Here is an 18,131-nt window from a genome sequence, read left to right on the forward strand (position 1 = left end):
GGCAATGTCGAACCTGCTGTCCCGCACCTTTAAGCGTTTTTGCTTCGATCAGCGCGGTACCGTCATCGTGGAGATGAGCCTGGTGGCGCCGCTGATGTTGCTTCTATCGGCAGGCGTGTTTGAATTCGGCAATCTCATCCACGACAAGCTTTTGATGGAGGCCGGTCTCACTGATGGCGCCCGCTTTGCCGCCCGTTGCAACAGCAAACTCTACACGGATGCGAGCCTCCCGGCGATCGATTGCGCAGATTTGGCAACTAACATCGCCGTGTTTGGCAATGTATCGGGGACGGCGCCCACACGTATCCCTGGCTGGCAAAAAACGGACGTAACGATCAGCATTGCCGACCCGGCCACTTGCAAAAATGCGGTCGATCCCAGCACCGGCACGGTCCTCTATCTGTCGACGACATCGCAGGTTTGCATCGTAACGGCATCCGGCACCTACGCTTACAGCAATCTAGACAGCGTTGGCCTGCTGTCATTGTTCAACATCAACACCGTCACACTTGGGGCCAGCCATCAGGAGCGGTTGATCCGATTTTGATGATGCTGAAACGATTCCTACGAGCGGAAGACGGAGCAACGATGGTCGAGATGGCCATCGCGATGACGCTTCTGCTCACTCTTACCCTAGGTTTTGTCGATTTCGGCTATGCATTTTATCAGTGGAACGCAGCAACCAAGGCAGTGCAGATCGGCGCGAGGCTCGCCTCGATCTCCGATCCGGCAGTAAACGTAGCCACACTTGCGGCAGCAGATCCGGCTACAAATCCGGGAGCGCCTATCACGGCCGGAACATACTCGTTCGAGTGCAAATATTCCGGCAGCACTGGCGCTTGCAATGGCAATTCCGCGATCTTCAACGCTGCCGCTTTCAGCCGCATTTTCCGCGGCGACACGGCAGTGACCAACGATGATGACTGTCCGGGGCTGGCAGCCAATCAACGGCCGGGGATGTGCCAGTTTTTCCCAGGCTTGCAGCGCTCCAATGTCGTGGTGACCTACACGGCCACTGGCCTTGGCTATCAGACGCGTTTGGGTGGCCCCGTGCCGACCATCACCGTGAGCCTGCAGAACATTACCTTCCAGTTCTTCTTTCTGGGCGGGCTGCTCGGGTTCGCAGACAAAACGATACCATCCATGCTGAGTACGGTAACGGGTGAAGATTTGAAGAGCACATCACCATGAACGCCATCGACACCAGAGTTCTCCCGACCAAGCGAAAGCAGGTGGCGCTGTTTTCGGCGGACGCGAATTTCAAGCGCGATGTCACCACGCGGCTCGACGCGCTGGCGATCTATGACGTCAAGGTCTCGGACGCGGCGGAGTTCCTCAAAGGGCCGCCTGTCGACAGCCGGCCCGGCATCATCATCCTCGATCTCGGCAATGGCGAACTGCTCGGCAATGCGGCGATCGTCGAGGCGCGCGCGGCCTGGGCCTCGGTGCCGCTGATCGCGATCTCCGACGAGCTCACCTCAGAGCAGACGCGGATCCTGGTGCGCATGAACGCGTCGGACTGGCTGCACAAGCCGCTCGACGCCAAGGATCTGCTCAACGCCGTCACCTTCCACGATACCGGCAGCCAGGGCACCAAGAGCCGCATCATCACCTTCATCGCCGCCAGCGGCGGCGCCGGCGCCACCACGCTGGCGATCTCGGCGGCCGAGCACCTTGCCTCGAAATCGGCCGAGCGCGCGGCTTCGACCTGCCTCGTCGACCTCGACTTCCAGAGCGCCAATTGCGGCGCCTACCTCAACCAATTCAACCAGTTCGACCTCTCCGGCATCATCGGCCAGCCGGACCGGCTGGACGTCGAGCTCATGGACGTCATCAAGCTGTCGCGACCGTCCGGCCTCACGCTCTACTCTTTCGAGCGGCCGCAGCTGCCGTTCGAGCCGCACGGTTCCGACTTCGTCTTCAGGCTGCTTGACCTCGTCGCCTATCGCTTCGACGACATCGTCATCGACCTGCCCAATATCGAGACGCCGTGGCACGATTCGGTGCTGCGGACGAGCGACGAGATCTTCATCGTCTTCGAGCTCAACGTCGCCTCGCTGCGGCAAGGCAAGCGGCTCTACAAGAAGATCCGCGAATTGCGCGGCAACAAGGTCAACATCACGCTGGTCGCCAACAAGCACAAGCGCAAATGGTTCGGCAACCACTTCTCGCGCAGCGAGCTGGAGAAGATCTTCAAGGCGCCGCACATCAAGTCGCTGGCGCTGGACAACGCGCTTCTGGCCGACGCGCTGAACCGCGCCATCCTGCCTTCCGAGGTGGATGGGCGCGCGCGCTTCAACAAGGATTTGAAACGCATGTTCAAGGAACGGCTGGACAATGCCCAGCGCTAGCTCGAAGCACCGGATGACGGCGCGCCTCGCGGCTGCCTGCCTGATCGGCATCGCGTCGATGTCGGCTTGCGGTTTGGCGGAGGCCGGATCGCCGCCGCTGCCGGCCATGGGCCCCAGCCTGCGCAAGGCGGTCGCCTTTGAGACCGGCGAGCAGCCGGGAACGATCGTCATCCGCAAAAACGAAAAGGCGCTCTATCTGGTGACGGGCCAGGGCCAGGCGCTGCGCTACCAGATCAGCGTCGGCCGCGACGGCTTCGGCTGGACCGGAACGGTCAAGGTAGCCTCCAAGACCGAATGGCCGGAATGGCGTCCGCCCAAGGAAATGCGCGCGCGCCAGCCGGAACTGCCGGCGATGGTGCCGGCCGGTCCCTACAATCCGCTCGGCGCCCGGGCGCTTTATCTGTCGCGCGACGGGCGCGACACGCTCTATCGCATCCATGGCACCAACGATCCCAAGGGCGTCGGTTTCGACGGCACCTCCGGATGCTTCCGGCTGACGAACACCGATGTGATCGATCTCTTCAAGCGCGTCGCGGTGGGCGCAAAGGTGGTGGTTGAATGACGATGATCAGCGAGCCGGACGTTCCGGCAATCGAACTCGGTCACAGGGAAGCCGCTCCGGGAAAGCCCAGCCGGGGCAGACTGATCGGTGTCCTCGCGGTGGGCGCCGCGCTCGTCACCTTCGTCAACGTGACGGCCGCCGTCTATCTCTATCGCGGCGTCAACGACCTCAAGACGATAGAGGCGCGGCTGGGAGAGCTCGGCCAGTTCGAGCAGCGGATCGGCGCCCGCATCGACACCGTCAACAACGGTTTCCAGAGCCGGTTCGAGACGCTGGACCGTCAGTTGCAGGCGAATTTCGGCCAGATCAACGGCAATATCGCCAAGTTGGAGCAAGGCCAGCCCGTCGCCGCCAGCGAGCCAGCGCCTGGCGCGCCGGAGCCAGCCCTACTCGACAACACCACGGTGGCGGATGCTTCCGCCGCCGACGAAAGCGGAGGCGATGCCGCCGACGCACGGCCCTCGTTCAAGCGGAAGGTCGCGCCTCCGGGGCCCAACCCGGCCTACCAGCGCATCCAGCAGCCCGATGGCAAGGTCTATTACAAGAAGATCAACTGAACGCGCGGGGTGTCGTTGCTGCTTTGGATTACAGATCGCGCTGCAGGGCCAGCATGCGGACTGCGCGGGCTTCGGCGCGCTGCCTGGTCTCGTGCAGGAACGCGACATGGCAGTAAGCGCAGGCCGCGAGACCGAGGCATAGCACCAGGCAGTTCTGCAAGCTGAGGTCGACCATCACCGAGAACTGAAGCCCATGAGGCGTAACGAAGGCGGCAATGGTGCTTGCCGTTTCCGCGTGGCTGCTCAGCGCCATCATGAACCCGGCGAAAATAATTGCAGCATGATTGGCGAGGAAGAAGCCGCCGGACCATTTGGACCGGCTGGCCATCCAGCAGGCGCCTGCCACGAAGACGATAATGGCAGCATCCAGCGCCAACGACCCGCCGAGATAGACATGCGCCTGCTGCCAGAACATGGTCGAGAACGGGCGCAGCTCCAGCCAGGCATGCCACACAGCGGGGCTGGCCGGATAGAAGCCGAGAAGCATTGCTGCCGCTCGCTCCGCCGCCAGCAGAAGCAGCACCAGAGCCGGAAAGGCAAAAAGCAGTATCGGCTTGCGCATCGTGTCATCCCCTCGACATCCGATCACCGATTCTAGGCCGCATTGGTTGCGCGACACTTAACGCAACGCCTTGCTTTTCAAGGATTGTCGCTCATGTCTAATGTATGATCCGGTTCAACGGGGGTGACGCCGTGTCGACAGGAGCTAACGGGTTGGGCTCGGGCGGCATCATCGACAGCCGCCGCGACCTCGCGGGGTTCCGCGCGTGAGCCAGGCGAATCCGCCCGGCCGCCCGTTGCTGGCGTCCGCGCTCGGCGGTCTCGGGCTGCTCGCAGGCATGGCGCTGATCGCCGAGGGCGGGCGCCGGCTGCCGCCCGCTTCGATCGCATCGGCTCAGGGCGCCGGTGACCTGAAGGCGGCCTCCCATGCCCCGATCCATGACGCGCGGCCGGGCCAGCCGGCGCGCAAGATCGCCGAGGATCTCATTGCGCCGCCGCCGCTCGACCCATCCCGGATCGAGCGCATCGAACCGCGTCCTCCGCTTGGCGAACTCGGGCTTGCGCCGCGACCGAAGACGCCGATGCCGCAGGATTGGCGCGAGACCCTGCTTTTCGGTCCGGTCGCGACCTCCTCGGCGGTCTTCGAAGCCATGGGACGCACGGTCGCCATCAGCGGGACGGTCGACATAGATCCGGACAGGACCTGCACATTCGACGACACCGCCTGGCCCTGCGGCCAGCGGGCGCGGGCCGTCTTCAACGCCTGGCTGCGCGGCCGGGCGCTGAAATGCCTGCTGCCGCCGGACGCCGACCGTTTCGCCATCGCGGCGCCCTGCGCGCTGGGCAAGCAGGATGTCGGCGCCTGGCTGGTTTCAAACGGCTGGGCGATGGCCGCTCCGACCGGCATTTACGGCAAGGCGGAGGTGGTGGCGAGAAACGCCCGGATGGGCATTTTCGGCCCACCGCAATAACGCGACAGCGGGAAAGTCAGTGGCCAGTTCTCCTCGCGGACTTGCGTGAAAGCAGAATGGTCAGAGCGGTTCAGCAATTCTAAAACCTGGGCCGACGACCGGGCCGGTCATCAGCCGCGGGCCGCGGCCGCTGGCGCGCCGGATTCAGCGCTTGCCATGGAGAAGATGCTGACTTGCATCAAATTGTACGCTTTCCTGACACCGAAATCGTAACCGGCCTCCTGTAAATGATGTGTCGAACAGGAGATTGGCCCTTGACCACGAAAACACCGACCGCGCCGGTTCAAACGTGGAAGCACCTCATCTTGCTGGCCGTGCTTGGCACCGCCGCCTGCGTCGCGCTTTCGCTCGGGTTGAACTACCTGCTGCTTTTCAGCGACAGCCTCACACCATTCGGCCGCGGGGCCGTTACGGCAATCGTCGTGCCGATCGTCATCGGTCTGCCGTTGTTTGCCCTCACCGGCTGGCAACAGATCGAGATGCGCCGCTACCGGCAGGAACTCACCAGGTCCGGCACCTATGACCAGTTGACCGGCTGCCTGAACGGCAAGGTGTTCACCTCGATGGTCGACAGGAGGGCGGCGAGACCGGTCGGCCCGCGCTCGGGGGCCTTTCTGGTCATCCATCCGCAACATCTGACGTCGATCAACCTGCGTTTCGGCCTCGAATGGGGCGACGAGGCCTTGCGGCTGATCGCGTCGGCCATCCGGTCCGCGGTGCGCAAGGACGATCTGATCGGCCGGATCGGAACCTCGATGTTCGGCGTCTTCCTGCCGAGCGCGAGCGAAGAGGACGCCAAGGACGTGGGCGAGCGCATTCGCGGCACGGTCGGCGAGATCTATTTCGCGCCGAAAGGCGACAAGGACGTGCTTGCGATCAGTGTCGGCGGCGTCATTTTCGAGCGTGAGCTGGATTTCGAGGACATGTTCCGCTTCGCGGAGGAAGGCATGGCCGAGGCCTCGGACGAAGCCGGCCTGCGGCTGTCGCACGTCACCAACTGAGCCGGCGTGATCGCCCGACAGGCTCACTTCGATGTTCTGGAAAGCTGGTGCTGCGAGAGAGGATTGAACTCTCGACCTCTCCCTTACCAAGGGAGTGCTCTACCACTGAGCTACCGCAGCCTGCGATGGCGGCGCTTCTGCCATATCGAACCGGTAAGCGCAAGGCCAAGAAAAACCCAAAGGGTCGCATCTAATTCTTGCCGGCAATTATGCGGGTTTGGGGCGGCATGCGCGGCTGATCCATAGCGTGAAATCGGCTCTCGGCCCGCTTCCATGACATGGGCGCGTTAAAATGCTAGCCATTGCGGAATCGCGGCCGGCTGACCGCCGGCAAGGGATCGGACGATGAACGACAAGGCAAATCCACCGAAAAAGGCAAATCCACCGAAAAAAGGCGACGGCGAGCGCAAGGACCGGCTGGCCGAGGCGTTGCGCGCCAATCTGCAGAAGCGCAAGGCGCAGACGCGGTCGCGGCGCGCCCGCGACACTGACAAGCAGCGCGCCCGCGACGCGGATTTAAGGTCCGAAGGATTGCCGGCTGCTGGAAAAATGCACAAGGACTGACCAAATCAGCCATACTGGCCGGTCACAGTTGGTCCGGTTTCAAGAAAATCCTATTTCTTGAACCAAGCCGGCCAATGGTCTAAGCCGGGCGCATCAACCGATTGAAACCGGCCTGTTCTGGCCGAGGGGACGTTTTCTCATGGATCGCATCAGAATTGTCGGCGGCAATGAGCTGGCCGGCACCATTCCGATCTCGGGCGCCAAGAATGCGGCATTGCCGCTGATGATCGCCTCGCTGCTCACCGACGACACGCTGACGCTCGAAAACGTGCCGCATCTGGCCGATGTCGAGCAGTTGATCCGCATCCTCGGCAATCACGGCGTCGACTACTCGGTCAACGGCCGGCGCGAAAAGCAGCAGGAAGGCTATTCGCGCACCATCAATTTTTCCGCCCGCAACATCGTCGACACCACCGCGCCTTATGAGCTTGTTTCGAAGATGCGCGCTTCTTTCTGGGTGATCGGACCGTTGCTGGCCCGCATGGGCGAGGCCAAGGTGTCGCTGCCCGGCGGCTGCGCCATCGGCACGCGCCCGGTCGACCTGTTCCTCGAGGGCCTGCAGGTTCTCGGCGCGGAGCTCGACGTCGACAATGGCTATGTCATGGCCAAGACCAAGAACGGCCGCCTGATCGGCAATCGCTACGTGTTTCCCAAGGTGTCGGTCGGCGCCACCCACGTGCTGATGATGGCGGCCTCGCTCGCCAAGGGCGAGACAGTGCTGGAGAACGCCGCCTGCGAGCCGGAAATCGTCAATCTCGCCGAATGCCTGATCGCCATGGGCGCCAGGATCCACGGCGCCGGCACCTCGACCATCACCATCCACGGCGTCGAGGCGCTGTCGGGTGCCCGCGTGCGCGTCATCCCCGACCGCATCGAGACCGGCACCTACGCCATGGCCGTCGCCATGACCGGCGGCGACGTGATGCTCCACGGCGCCCGACCCGATCTGCTGCAGACCGCGCTCGACGTTCTTGTCGAGACCGGCGCGGAGATCACGCCGACCAATGAGGGAATCCGCGTCAAGCGCAACGGCGCCGGCATTGCGCCGGTCGACGTCACGACCGCCCCCTTCCCCGCCTTCCCGACCGACCTGCAGGCGCAGTTCATGGGCCTGATGACGATGGCCAAGGGCAAGTCGCGCATCACCGAGACGATCTTCGAGAATCGCTTCATGCATGTGCAGGAGCTCGCCCGGTTGGGCGCCCACATCGCGCTTTCCGGCCAGACGGCGATTGTCGACGGCGTCGCCAAGCTCAAGGGCGCGCCCGTGATGGCGACCGACCTGCGCGCCTCGGTGTCGCTGGTGATCGCCGGCCTTGCCGCCGAGGGCGAGACCACGGTCAATCGCGTCTACCACCTCGACCGCGGCTTCGAGCGGCTGGAAGAGAAGCTTTCCGGCTGCGGCGCGGTGATCGAGCGGATTTCGGGCTGACGCTTACCCGCATCTGCCTCGGGCGAGTTGCACCGGCGGGAAAGACCGCATAACAGAGGGCTGAATTATCAACCTTCAGGTGCGCATTCGGCATGGCAGCTCTCAAGCTCATCGCGCTCGACGAACAGGATCTGAGCATCGTCTCGGCGCATGTCCAGGATGCCGTGATAAAGGTCTCCGATCTTGAATATCTGCCGGCGGCCAAGCGCTTCGTGCTGACCATGAACCGCTTCGTCTGGGAAGCGAAATCCGGCCTGTTCCGCCAGCACAATGAACGGCGCCAGAGCGTTCTGCATTTCGATCGCGTACTCGGCGCCAAGACCAGCGGCATTGCGCGCGACAAGCCGGCCGAGGTGCTGTCGCTGCTGGCGATCAGCTTCATCGCCATCAGCAAGCCGGCTGGCATCGTCGAACTGGTGTTTTCGGGCGGCGGCACCATCATGCTCGACGTCGAATGCGTCGAGGCACGGCTTGCCGATGTCGGCGGCTCCTGGGAAGCCACCTCGCGACCCGTGCACAGAGGCTAAAAGCGCAATGGCGATTACGCTCCGACAGCAGGACGCCGATTTCGAGCAACGCTTTTCGGCCTTCCTCACCACCAAGCGCGAGGTGTCTGCCGACGTCGAGGCCGTGGTGCGCGGCATCATCGAGCGCGTGCGCGCCGAAGGCGACAAGGCGTTGATCGACTACACGCTGAAGTTCGACAAGGCCGATCTCAACGCGCTCGGCATCGCCGTCTCGAAGGACGACATCGCCAAGGCCTATGAGGCGGCTGATCCGGCGACCGTCGAGGCGCTCAAATTCGCGCGTGAGCGTATCCGTTCGCATCACGAGCGGCAGAAGCCCAAGGACGACCGCTATACGGATGCCGCCGGTGTCGAGCTCGGCTCGCGCTGGACGGCTATCGAAGCTGTCGGCCTTTACGTGCCGGGCGGCACGGCGAGCTATCCGAGCTCGGTGCTGATGAACGCGGTGCCGGCCAAGGTCGCCGGCGTCGAGCGCATCGTCATCGTCGTGCCGGCCTCGGGCGGCGTCATCAATCCGCTGGTGCTGGTGGCCGCCGACCTTGCCGGCGTTTCCGAGATCTACCGCGTCGGCGGCGCGCAGGCCGTTGCGGCCCTTGCCTACGGCACCGAAACGATCGGGCCGGTGGCCAAGATCGTCGGTCCGGGCAATGCCTATGTCGCGGCAGCCAAGCGCCAGGTGTTCGGCACCGTCGGCATCGACATGATCGCCGGGCCGTCGGAAGTGCTGGTGGTGGCCGACTCCGACAACGATCCGGACTGGATCGCGGCCGACCTTCTGGCGCAGGCCGAGCACGACATATCCGCGCAGTCGATCCTGATCACCGACAACGCCGAATTCGGCAAGGCGGCGGAGCAGGCGGTCGAACGCCAGCTCAAGGTGCTGCCGCGCGCCGAGACAGCGGCCGCGAGCTGGCGCGACTTCGGAGCGGTGATCCTGGTGCCGACGCTGGAGGCCTCGCTGCCGCTGGTCGACAGGATCGCGGCCGAGCATGTCGAGCTCGCTTTCGACCATGCCGAGGACTTCTTTTCCAGGATGCGCAACGCGGGCGCCGTGTTCATCGGCCGCCATACGCCGGAGGTCATCGGCGACTATGTCGGCGGCTCCAACCACGTTTTGCCGACGGCACGCTCGGCGCGTTTCTCGTCAGGTCTGTCCGTGCTCGATTTCGTCAAGCGCACCTCGATCCTGAAGCTCGGGCCGGATCAACTCAAGGCGCTGGCGCCCGCCGCGATCGCGCTTGCCAAGGCGGAAGGCCTCGATGCCCATGCCCGCTCCGTCGCGATCAGGTTGAACATGTAGCGATGTCCGGCCACGACCAAATCCGCGACAGGCTGATCGACGTCGAGCTCGACGAATCGATCGGACGTTCGACGCCCGACGTCGAGCACGAGCGGGCCGTGGCGATCTTCGACCTCATCGAGGAGAATAGGTTTCGGCCGATCAATGATGACGGCGCCGGTCCATACAGGCTGAAGCTTTCGCTGGCCGAGTCACGTCTGGTCTTCGCCGTCAGCCGTGAAAACGGCGCCGAGGTGGTCACCCACATCCTGTCGCTGACGCCGCTGAGGCGCATCGTCAAGGACTACTACCTGATCTGCGAAAGCTATTACGAGGCCATCCGCTCCTCGACGCCGAGCCACATCGAGGCGATCGACATGGGCCGGCGTGGCCTGCACAATGAGGGCTCGCAGACGCTGATGGACCGGCTCGCCGGCAAGATCGAGATCGACTTCGACACGGCGCGCCGGCTGTTCACGCTGGTCTGCGTGCTGCACTGGCGGGGCTAGATCAGGATGATGTTTCGTTGAAACACCGTCCTGATCCAGCTCTTTGTTGGAGCATGATCTTTTCCGAAAACCGGTTCCCACTTTTCGGGATCATGCTCTTTTGTTGGAGCATGATCTTCTCCAAAAACCGGTTCCCACTTTTTGCGTGCGCTGACCTCCGGTTCGGGATCATGCTCTCTGGTTGGAGCATGATCTTTTCCAAAAACCGGTTCCCACTTTTTGGGACCATGCTTTAGTGGCCGCCCTGCCGCACTCGATCCTGTTCCTGTGCGGCATGAACGCCGTGCGCTCGCCGATCGCGGAACAGTTGGCGCGCCGCATGCTTCCGGCCACCACCTTCGTCGCTTCCGCCGGCGTGCGCGCCGGCGAGCGCGATCCGTTCGTCGACGCGGTGCTTGCCGAAGATGGCCTGTCGCTTGGCGAGCGCCAGCCCAGGACGCTGGAGGAGCTCGAAGACGACTATTTCGACCTGATCGTCACGCTGGCGCCGGAAGCGCATCATGCGGCCCTCGAGCTCACCCGATCGCTCGCCGTCGAGGTCGAATACTGGCCGATGCCCGACCCGACCGACACCGGCGGCACGCGCGAGCACATCATGGCCGCCTATCGCGACGTGCGCGAGCGCCTGAAAACCCGCATAAGTCGACGTTTTGCGGCACCGGGGGCTGAAAGCGCCCCGGATTAAGCTTGTTCACAAGCGGATGATTATCATATAGGTTCCGCGCAAATTCCGGTTGGAGTCGGGTGATTTCAGGTCCGACTCCAGATCAAGAGTAGAGCATGATGTCGTCCGAAAACCGCTTCACACTTTTCGGCATCGTGCTCTAGGCGCCGGAACGCCCATCCAAGCAAAGGTATCGAATGCCGAAGGAAGAAGTCCTCGAGTTTCCAGGTGTGGTCACCGAACTGCTGCCCAATGCGATGTTCCGCGTGAAGCTCGAAAACGAACACGAAATCATCGCCCACACGGCCGGCCGCATGCGCAAGAACCGCATCCGCGTGCTGACCGGCGACAAGGTCCTGGTCGAGATGACGCCTTACGACCTGACCAAGGGCCGCATCACCTACCGTTTCAAGTAACAGTCCGCGCGAAGCTAGAGCCGGATGATTTCAGGCCTGTTCGACCTGAAATCATCCGGCTCCAAATCAAAGAGTGGAGCATGATGTTGCCCGAAAACCGCTTCACACTTTTCGGCATCATGCTCACATGAGCATCCTGCAGAAGCTCGTGCTTGCCTCGGGTTCGCCGCGCCGCATCGAATTGCTGCAGCAGGCTGGCATCGAGCCGGACCGGGTGCTGCCCGCCGATGTCGACGAGACGCCGCTGCGCGCCGAGCATCCGCGCTCGCTGGCCAAGCGCCTTTGCAAGGACAAGGCCGAGAAGGCGCTGGCCTCGCTGAAGAGCGAGGAGGACTATGCACCCGCCTTCATCCTCGCCGCCGACACGGTGGTGGCGGTCGGGCGGCGCATCCTGCCCAAGGCCGAGACGATCGACGATGCCATCAACTGCCTCGGCCTGCTTTCCGGCCGCTCGCACCGGGTCTATTCCGGCATCTGCCTGATCACGCCCGGCGGCAAGCTGCGCCAGCGGCTGGTGGAAACCAGGGTGCGCTTCAAGCGGCTGCCGCGCGAGGAGATCGACGCCTATGTCGCCTCGGGCGAATGGCGCGGCAAGGCTGGCGGCTATGCCGTGCAGGGCCTGGCCGGTTCGTTCGTCGTCAAGCTGGTCGGCTCCTACACCAATGTGGTCGGCCTGCCGCTCTACGAGAGCGTGGCGCTGCTTTCGGGCGAGGGCTTCAAGGCGCACCAGAACTGGCACGCTTCGCGCTCATGAGTCCGGACGACAAGGTCACGCCGCTGAGGCCGAAGCGGCCCTGCCCCGAATGCGGCAAACCCTCGGCGCGCGAGCACTACCCGTTCTGCTCGGCGCGCTGCAAGGACATCGACCTCAATCGCTGGCTGAAGGGCGCCTATGTCATCCCCGTCCGCGACGGCGAAGAGGAAGAAGAGGACAGCCCGAAGCCGGGTCCGACGCCCAAGGACGAGCCGTGAGCGCAGCCGGCGACGGGCCGTTTCCCGGCGATTTTTCTTTCCTGACGAAATCAACACCTAGGCGCTGGACAGGCAGAATTCCCGTGCTATAACCCACGCGCTTTCAAGGGGCGCCGCCGGCGCCCTTCGCGAAACCCGGCGGGCGTATCCCTTTAGCCGGCACAGGCCCAGATAGCTCAGTTGGTAGAGCAGCGGACTGAAAATCCGCGTGTCGGTGGTTCGAATCCGCCTCTGGGCACCATCCCCTCTTGGGGTCCGTTCCGGACACATGGGTTACGGTTTATACCGGAGACATGGGTAACACTTTTGGCCCGAAGGGGTTTTGGAGCGGTTCGAGCCTGCATGTCTCATCATCGAAGTATCCCAAATCATAGTCCATGAAGCTAGTCAGCCAGATATGGTCCTCGACCTGTTTGATGCCGACGGTCTGGCCGGCAAAGACGAGGCTGAGGTTGATCTTCCTGCGATTGTAACAGATGCGGCCGCAGGTGGTGACGGTGACGGCCTTGTCGTGAACCGGATAGTCGAGATCTGGCAGGCCGGCATAGGGCCGCGTTGAAGGTTGATAGCGCTCGGCTGGACAGTCCATGTCGAGCGCCTGATGCGGGCGTTCTGAATTGAACTCATCGATGAAGTCATCGAATCTGGCCTGCTGCTGAAGAAAATTGGCGCCAGCCGGTTTGGTGGTTTCCTTCTTCAGGGTGAGGTGCATCCGCTCATGGCGCCCGTTCTGCTGCGGGCAGCCCGGTTTGATGCGCTCGATGTCGATGCCCAGGCGTAGCCACCAGACCGACAGCTTGCTGAGGTTGAACAGCGCATTGGGGCAGGCAAAGGGAACGCCATTGTCGGTCCTGATCGCACTGGGCAGGCCGAACTCCTTGAAAACGCTTTCGAACACGGTGAAGGCATAGGCCTCCTTGGTGGTCGACAGCGCCTCGCAGGCGATGAGATACCGGCTGGCGAAGTCGGTGATCGTCAGCGGATAGCAATAGCGCCGATCGGCGAGCATGAACTCGCCCTTGTAGTCGGCACACCAAAGATCGTTGGGGCGATAGCCGTTTGAAAGCGGTGTCCCCGTCGCCCTGTTGCGCCTTCGCTTGCGATGCTCGACCATGCCATGCCGGTCCAGAACCGCATGCACCGTCGAGATCGCGGGCCGGTGCACATCCGGGTACAGCCTGGCCAACCGCTCGCGTATCTTCGGCGCACCCCATGTCGGCTTGTCCTGCTTCAGACGCACAATCAGCTTCTCGATTTGAAACGGAAGCTGATGGGCATGGCGGTAGGGCCGACGCGACCGATCCGTCAGCCCTTCAAGGCCGCTGTCGTTGTAGCGCGTGAGGATCTTGTAGCCGGTCTTGCGCGAGATATCGAACTCACGGCAAAGCACGGCCATCTTCTCGCCGTCCAGCAGCCGGGCGATGAACTTCAGCCGCTCTTCCATGACGTTACACTCCTTCCAAGGCACCTTGCTCTCCTCGCAAAGGGCCGAAAGTGTAACCCATCTATCCGGAATGAACTGTCACCCATCTCCCGGGAAGGGCACTTCTCCCGACATTCCCTTTCGCCGAAGCTCCTACGCTTGAGTTTCTCCAAAGCACTGAAATTGCTCATCTTTTTACAAGAAAGGGCGTGGGCAGGCGTCTTTCGCGGAATTTCGGCGTATTTGGTCCAACGGAGCGCAGGGGTGGTATTTCCGTTGGTATTGGACATCCTGTTGGTATCGAAACAGCCAGAGGGAGGTCTCACGAATGGCCCTTTCTGATGTGAAGTGCCGAAACGCTCGCCCCGCTTCCAGGTAGTGTGCTTAGAGTTCTGGGAATTCGCTGAGAGAGGGGGCGGTCATGGCAGGCTGGTGATGTTCAACGTCACCTGATTCCCGCGAAGGAACGCCCCCATGACCAAGACTGAAAATAAGACTGCCGGCGCCGCCGTTAAAGACATTCTGTTTTCGAACCCAGAGGGTTTGCACGAAGTGATCCGTGCGGTGATGCAGGAGGTGCTCGAGGCCGAGATGGAGGAGGCGCTGGGGGCTTCGAAAGGCGAGCGCATGCCGGAGCGTCTGGGCTATCGCTCGGGCTATTATGGCCGCACGCTTGTCACCCGTGTCGGCAAGCTTGAGCTGCGGGTTCCTCAGGACCGGCAGGGGCGCTTCTCCACCGAGCTGTTCGAGCGCTACCAGCGTTCGGAGCGCGCCTTGGTGGCGACGCTTGCCGAGATGTATGTGCAGGGCGTGTCGACCCGCAAGGTCAAGGCGATCACCGAAGAGCTGTGCGGGCATGCGTTCTCGGCCTCGTCGATCTCGGCCATCAACAAGCGGCTGGACGAGAGCCTGAAGGCCTTCGCCGAGCGGCCGCTTCAAGAGCCCTTTGCCTACCTCATCCTCGACGCCCGCTACGAGAAGGTGCGCGAGGCCGGCATCGTCATGAGCCAGGCGGTGCTGATCGCGGTCGGCATCGACTGGGACGGCCGGCGCCAGGTCCTGGCCGTGGAGATGGCCAATCGCGAGAGCCGTTCGGCCTGGAAGGACTTCCTCGTCGCGCTCAAGGCGCGCGGCCTCAGGGGCGAACTGGTAGTGTCCGACGACCATGCCGGCCTGGTCGCGGCGACCGGCGAGGTGATCCCGCAAGCCGCCTGGCAGCGCTGCTACGTGCACTTCCTCAGGAACGCGCTCGATCACCTGCCGAGGAAGCATGGCGACGACTGCCTGCAGGAGCTGCGCTGGCTCCACGACCGGCGCGATCTTGCCGAGGCCAAGGCCGATCTCGCCAATGGCTTGCCAAATGGTCGGGCCGCTATCCGCGGCTGACGACGTGGGTGGAGGAGACCATCGAGTATACGCTGACCTTCTTCCGCCTGCCGCGCCAACGCCACAAGCATCTGAAATGCTTGAACGGCTCAACGAGGAAATCCGTCGGCGCACCTATGTCGTGCGCATCTTCCCGAACACCGAAAGCTGCCTGCGCCTGGTCAGGGCGTTGGCCGTCGAGACCAACGAAAACTGGATGGAGGCAAGCCGATACATCAACATGGACGACCTGCGCGAGCACAAGAAGCTCGCCCTGCGCCAAGCCGCATGACCAGTATCCATGGCCGCCCCTTTTGCAGAACTTGACGCACACAACCCGCTATGTCGACTCGGCCCGCCATCCTGCTTCGTTCAGCCGCACCCCCAAGACTTTCCGGTATCACCACCACGGTTGTGACGGTATTGAACACCAATCGACGGCGCGCCGTATTGATTGGTGGGCCCGGAGGATGGGCAAAAACCATTGATTTTATTTGATTTTTCGTGGGCCAAGTTTGTCGGTATTCCGGTATCGTTCCGTATGGTTCTGCGACGCTTCACCATCGAAGCCTGGCTACATCTGTGACCCGTATTGATCCGCGCTCGCCTCACAATTTGGAAGGCTGTGACACTCCAGTTTCGTCCGCTGCGTTTGATCCAGCATAGTTGCGAAAAACCGTCTTGCCTCGATGTCGGTTCTCCCGCCTAGCGCAGCAAGAGTGCCGGCGAGGCGTGGACATCTGCGACGGCACGCATCCTGGACTGAACTACCCGAGCGTTTGACTGGCAAGGGCATAGGTCACCGGCGCAGTTGCACCGCCGACGGCAAAATCAGTGAGGCGTTTGCCCATCGACATGGTGAGCACTGTATCGAAAACCGGCAACCCGCTGTGCGACAGAAAGGCGGCGAACTCGCCACTGTCCATGTGGGTGTCGATCCGCAGGAAAGATCCTGAATGATCGGCCACGTGCGACTGGACGACCGCGACGGCGTCGGCGTCGTTTCCGGCCACGACCGGTCCCACCACAAGGCCCCGCCCGAACGGCCGACAGAGCGCAAAAGCCTTCAGCTTATCACCGCTGAAAAGACCATAGCCGGTCGAGTGCGCGAACAGCTTCTCGATGAGCATCGCCCGCCTTACGCCAAATCCTGCCGCGTCGAGTTCGATCGCTGCGGGAACATCCTTCGCGCCCAAAATCCGGACGTCGCCCCGCGCCTCCTTCAATCTGCCGATTGCTTCGGTGCGAGCGATGCCCTGGCATTGATAGACGGTCTTCTCCGGCTGGAAGTCGAGTGAGAGATAGAGCCGCCTTGCCGCGCGCGTTGCGTTCAGGCGCAGATCGCGCCCGGCGACCTTCTCGAAGACCCGCTTCATCAGCCATTGCCCCGCCCCCAGCGTCTGCAGCCGCGGCGAGGTGATGACCATCCCCACGGTGGCGAAATCGGCACCATGCGCGAACCACATGGCCGAACCGAGAACCCGGCCGATCTCGTCGAGCGCCACGAATCCCTCTCCCGATTCACGCAGGAATTGCCAGTCCTCGGCGCGATGCGGCCATCCCACGGCGAGTGAGTGCGCGTGCAAGCGGTCCAGTTCGACGCCTTCGATGTCGCCGATCCGCATCGAGAATGTGTCGATTTTCAAGCTTCCGGACGGCTTCAAGTCCATGCCTCTGAAAGATTCCCGCAAAATTGACGACACCCCGCAGCCGCCCTCTGTCTACCAACGCTAAACAAACAGACCCGTACGATTTGCTTGAAAGTCACGTGCCAACGCAAGATTCAACTGAAACATTTCCGCTTTCGGCATGCAATCGCGTCAGAACGCACACATCCTTCCGGCAATGTTGCAACTATGGTCGACGGCACCGATCCCGGCGAACCCGAACGTTTTGAGGGCTGGAATGGACGTCTTCGACATCCTCGATCGTCTCGTCGCCTTTCCATCGGTCGCCGGCAAGCCGAACGGCGATATTGCCGACTGGGTCGAGGCCTATCTGGCAAAACATGGAATGCAGGTCACCCTGCTTCCGGGGCCGGAAGGCGACCGCACCAATCTGTTCGCGACGATCGGCCCCGCCGACGTCCCTGGCTATATTCTGTCCGGCCATATGGACGTTGTTCCCGCCAGCGAGCCGCAATGGAGTTCGAGCCCTTTCGCGCTGCGCAAGGAGGGCGACCGGCTCTATGGGCGCGGCACCACGGACATGAAGGGATTTCTGGCCGCAACACTCGCGGCTGTGCCGATGCTTGCGGGACTGCGCCTCGCCAAGCCGATCCATTTCGCCTTCTCCTATGACGAAGAGGTGGGATGCCGCGGTGTGCCGCATCTGATTGCCCGCCTTCCCGAACTTTGCGCAAAACCGCTCGGCGTCATTGTCGGTGAGCCGAGTGGCATGCGCGCCGTGCGCGGGCACAAGGGCAAGGCGGCGGCTCGGGTGACGATCCGGGGCCACGCCGGCCATTCCTCCCGGCCCGATCTCGGGCTCAACGCCATCCATGCCATGGCCCATGCGCTGAGCGCGGCCGTGAGCGAAGCTGAACGGCTGACACACGGTCCGTTCGACGCCGCCTTCGAGCCGCCCTACTCTTCGCTGCAGGCGGGCGTCGTGGCGGGCGGACAGGCGGTCAACATCATCCCCGGCGCCTGCAGTCTGGACCTCGAGGCGCGCGCCATACCCGGAGTCGACCCGGCAATCCTGCTCGCACCCGTCAAGGCACGGGCCGAGGCCCTTGCAGCCGATGGCTTTCGGGTCGAGTGGACACCGATGAGCGCCTACCCTGCACTGTCGCTGCCGCAGGACGCGGCACTCGCGACATTGCTGAGCGAACTGACCGGCGAAACGCCGCTCGCCGCCGTCAGCTACGGCACGGAGGCCGGGCTCTACCAGGCCGCCGGGCTCGATGCGATCATTTGCGGACCCGGCGACATCGACCGCGCCCACAAACCCAACGAATACATCCTTGCCAGCGAGCTCATCGCCTGTCAGCGATTGATCGAGGCCCTGGGCGCCCGCTGCGCGGCATGAAAGGAAC

General features: G+C 62.9%; 20 protein-coding genes, 2 tRNA genes and 1 pseudogene. 19 read left to right on the forward strand and 4 right to left on the reverse strand.

Annotated features, from left to right (window positions below; translation table 11 throughout):
- Nucleotides 1-4: 4 nt before the first annotated feature.
- The 5 genes from FJ418_RS03040 to FJ418_RS03060 are packed head-to-tail and all read left to right on the forward strand — an operon-like array spanning nucleotide 5 to nucleotide 3,470.
- Complete coding sequence (locus FJ418_RS03040) at nucleotides 5-547, forward strand: TadE/TadG family type IV pilus assembly protein (RefSeq protein WP_140863486.1); 543 nt, start codon at nucleotides 5-7, stop codon at nucleotides 545-547.
- 41 nt (nucleotides 548-588) lie between these two features.
- A complete protein-coding gene (locus FJ418_RS03045; RefSeq protein WP_246682918.1) occupies nucleotides 589-1,191 on the forward strand; it encodes a TadE/TadG family type IV pilus assembly protein in 603 nt (200 codons plus the stop codon).
- Nucleotides 1,188-2,351 carry an AAA family ATPase gene (locus FJ418_RS03050; RefSeq protein ID WP_140863487.1) on the forward strand — a complete coding sequence of 388 codons (1,164 nt, stop codon included), beginning with the start codon at nucleotides 1,188-1,190 and terminating at the stop codon, nucleotides 2,349-2,351. The genes FJ418_RS03045 and FJ418_RS03050 overlap by 4 nt, the downstream gene beginning before the upstream one ends.
- Before the next feature lie 13 nt (nucleotides 2,352-2,364).
- Entirely contained in the window at nucleotides 2,365-2,913 is a 549-nt protein-coding gene (locus FJ418_RS03055; RefSeq protein ID WP_246682920.1) for a L,D-transpeptidase, read from the forward strand.
- Nucleotides 2,910-3,470, forward strand: coding sequence for a hypothetical protein (locus FJ418_RS03060; protein WP_140863491.1), 561 nt, complete (start codon nucleotides 2,910-2,912; stop codon nucleotides 3,468-3,470). The genes FJ418_RS03055 and FJ418_RS03060 overlap by 4 nt, the downstream gene beginning before the upstream one ends.
- 28 nt (nucleotides 3,471-3,498) lie before the next feature.
- On the opposite strand, the gene FJ418_RS03065 is transcribed toward FJ418_RS03060, so the two are convergent.
- The gene (locus tag FJ418_RS03065; RefSeq protein ID WP_140863492.1) at nucleotides 3,499-4,032 is read right to left on the reverse strand and encodes a hypothetical protein; all 534 of its coding nucleotides are present in this window, start codon (nucleotides 4,030-4,032) and stop codon (nucleotides 3,499-3,501) included.
- 205 nt (nucleotides 4,033-4,237) lie between these two features.
- Here FJ418_RS03065 and FJ418_RS03070 point away from each other — a divergent pair, with 205 nt between their 5' ends.
- The gene (locus tag FJ418_RS03070) at nucleotides 4,238-4,942 is read left to right on the forward strand and encodes a thermonuclease family protein (protein ID WP_246682922.1); all 705 of its coding nucleotides are present in this window, start codon (nucleotides 4,238-4,240) and stop codon (nucleotides 4,940-4,942) included.
- A gap of 254 nt (nucleotides 4,943-5,196) precedes the next feature.
- A complete protein-coding gene (locus FJ418_RS03075; protein WP_246682925.1) occupies nucleotides 5,197-5,943 on the forward strand; it encodes a GGDEF domain-containing protein in 747 nt (248 codons plus the stop codon).
- A gap of 45 nt (nucleotides 5,944-5,988) precedes the next feature.
- Here FJ418_RS03075 and FJ418_RS03080 read toward each other — a convergent pair.
- Nucleotides 5,989-6,063 (reverse strand) — tRNA-Thr (locus FJ418_RS03080).
- Nucleotides 6,064-6,288: 225 nt separating this feature from the next.
- Here FJ418_RS03080 and FJ418_RS03085 point away from each other — a divergent pair.
- The 10 genes from FJ418_RS03085 (at nucleotide 6,289) to FJ418_RS03130 (ending at nucleotide 12,547) form a co-directional block, all read left to right on the forward strand.
- Complete coding sequence (locus tag FJ418_RS03085; RefSeq protein ID WP_140863496.1) at nucleotides 6,289-6,507, forward strand: hypothetical protein; 219 nt, start codon at nucleotides 6,289-6,291, stop codon at nucleotides 6,505-6,507.
- Between the two features lie 139 nt (nucleotides 6,508-6,646).
- Nucleotides 6,647-7,939 (forward strand): UDP-N-acetylglucosamine 1-carboxyvinyltransferase, encoded by a 1,293-nt coding sequence (gene murA / locus FJ418_RS03090; RefSeq protein ID WP_140863498.1) that lies wholly within the window; start codon nucleotides 6,647-6,649, stop codon nucleotides 7,937-7,939.
- A gap of 92 nt (nucleotides 7,940-8,031) precedes the next feature.
- On the forward strand, nucleotides 8,032-8,466 hold the full coding sequence (locus tag FJ418_RS03095; protein ID WP_140648024.1) for a DUF2948 family protein: 435 nt from the start codon (nucleotides 8,032-8,034) through the stop codon (nucleotides 8,464-8,466).
- A gap of 7 nt (nucleotides 8,467-8,473) precedes the next feature.
- Nucleotides 8,474-9,766, forward strand: a complete 1,293-nt coding sequence (hisD, locus tag FJ418_RS03100) for a histidinol dehydrogenase (RefSeq protein WP_140863500.1) — start codon at nucleotides 8,474-8,476, stop codon at nucleotides 9,764-9,766.
- 2 nt (nucleotides 9,767-9,768) lie between these two features.
- Complete coding sequence (locus FJ418_RS03105) at nucleotides 9,769-10,254, forward strand: UPF0262 family protein (RefSeq protein WP_140648026.1); 486 nt, start codon at nucleotides 9,769-9,771, stop codon at nucleotides 10,252-10,254.
- A gap of 235 nt (nucleotides 10,255-10,489) precedes the next feature.
- A complete protein-coding gene (locus FJ418_RS03110) occupies nucleotides 10,490-10,939 on the forward strand; it encodes a low molecular weight phosphatase family protein (RefSeq protein ID WP_281407555.1) in 450 nt (149 codons plus the stop codon).
- A 176-nt stretch (nucleotides 10,940-11,115) separates the two neighbouring features.
- A complete protein-coding gene (gene infA / locus FJ418_RS03115) occupies nucleotides 11,116-11,334 on the forward strand; it encodes a translation initiation factor IF-1 (protein ID WP_006200926.1) in 219 nt (72 codons plus the stop codon).
- A gap of 127 nt (nucleotides 11,335-11,461) precedes the next feature.
- Entirely contained in the window at nucleotides 11,462-12,088 is a 627-nt protein-coding gene (locus FJ418_RS03120) for a Maf-like protein (RefSeq protein WP_140679459.1), read from the forward strand.
- Nucleotides 12,085-12,306 (forward strand): DNA gyrase inhibitor YacG, encoded by a 222-nt coding sequence (gene yacG / locus FJ418_RS03125; protein ID WP_140659616.1) that lies wholly within the window; start codon nucleotides 12,085-12,087, stop codon nucleotides 12,304-12,306. Before FJ418_RS03120 ends, yacG begins: the two co-directional genes overlap by 4 nt.
- A gap of 165 nt (nucleotides 12,307-12,471) precedes the next feature.
- Nucleotides 12,472-12,547, forward strand: a tRNA-Phe gene (locus tag FJ418_RS03130).
- A gap of 39 nt (nucleotides 12,548-12,586) precedes the next feature.
- Here the strand turns inward: FJ418_RS03130 and FJ418_RS03135 are convergent.
- Nucleotides 12,587-13,750 carry a helix-turn-helix domain-containing protein gene (locus FJ418_RS03135; protein WP_140863504.1) on the reverse strand — a complete coding sequence of 388 codons (1,164 nt, stop codon included), beginning with the start codon at nucleotides 13,748-13,750 and terminating at the stop codon, nucleotides 12,587-12,589.
- A 453-nt stretch (nucleotides 13,751-14,203) separates the two neighbouring features.
- Here FJ418_RS03135 and FJ418_RS03140 point away from each other — a divergent pair.
- A pseudogene (locus FJ418_RS03140) lies at nucleotides 14,204-15,386 on the forward strand (IS256 family transposase).
- Nucleotides 15,387-15,861: 475 nt separating this feature from the next.
- Here the strand turns inward: FJ418_RS03140 and FJ418_RS03145 are convergent.
- The gene (locus FJ418_RS03145; protein WP_140863505.1) at nucleotides 15,862-16,764 is read right to left on the reverse strand and encodes a GNAT family N-acetyltransferase; all 903 of its coding nucleotides are present in this window, start codon (nucleotides 16,762-16,764) and stop codon (nucleotides 15,862-15,864) included.
- A 235-nt stretch (nucleotides 16,765-16,999) separates the two neighbouring features.
- Between FJ418_RS03145 and argE the strand changes: the two genes are divergently transcribed.
- Nucleotides 17,000-18,124 carry an acetylornithine deacetylase gene (gene argE, locus FJ418_RS03150; protein WP_140863507.1) on the forward strand — a complete coding sequence of 375 codons (1,125 nt, stop codon included), beginning with the start codon at nucleotides 17,000-17,002 and terminating at the stop codon, nucleotides 18,122-18,124.
- Nucleotides 18,125-18,131: the final 7 nt, after the last annotated feature.

This window comes from Mesorhizobium sp. B2-8-3, from assembly GCF_006440815.1.
In the GTDB taxonomy this organism is placed as follows: domain Bacteria; phylum Pseudomonadota; class Alphaproteobacteria; order Rhizobiales; family Rhizobiaceae; genus Mesorhizobium.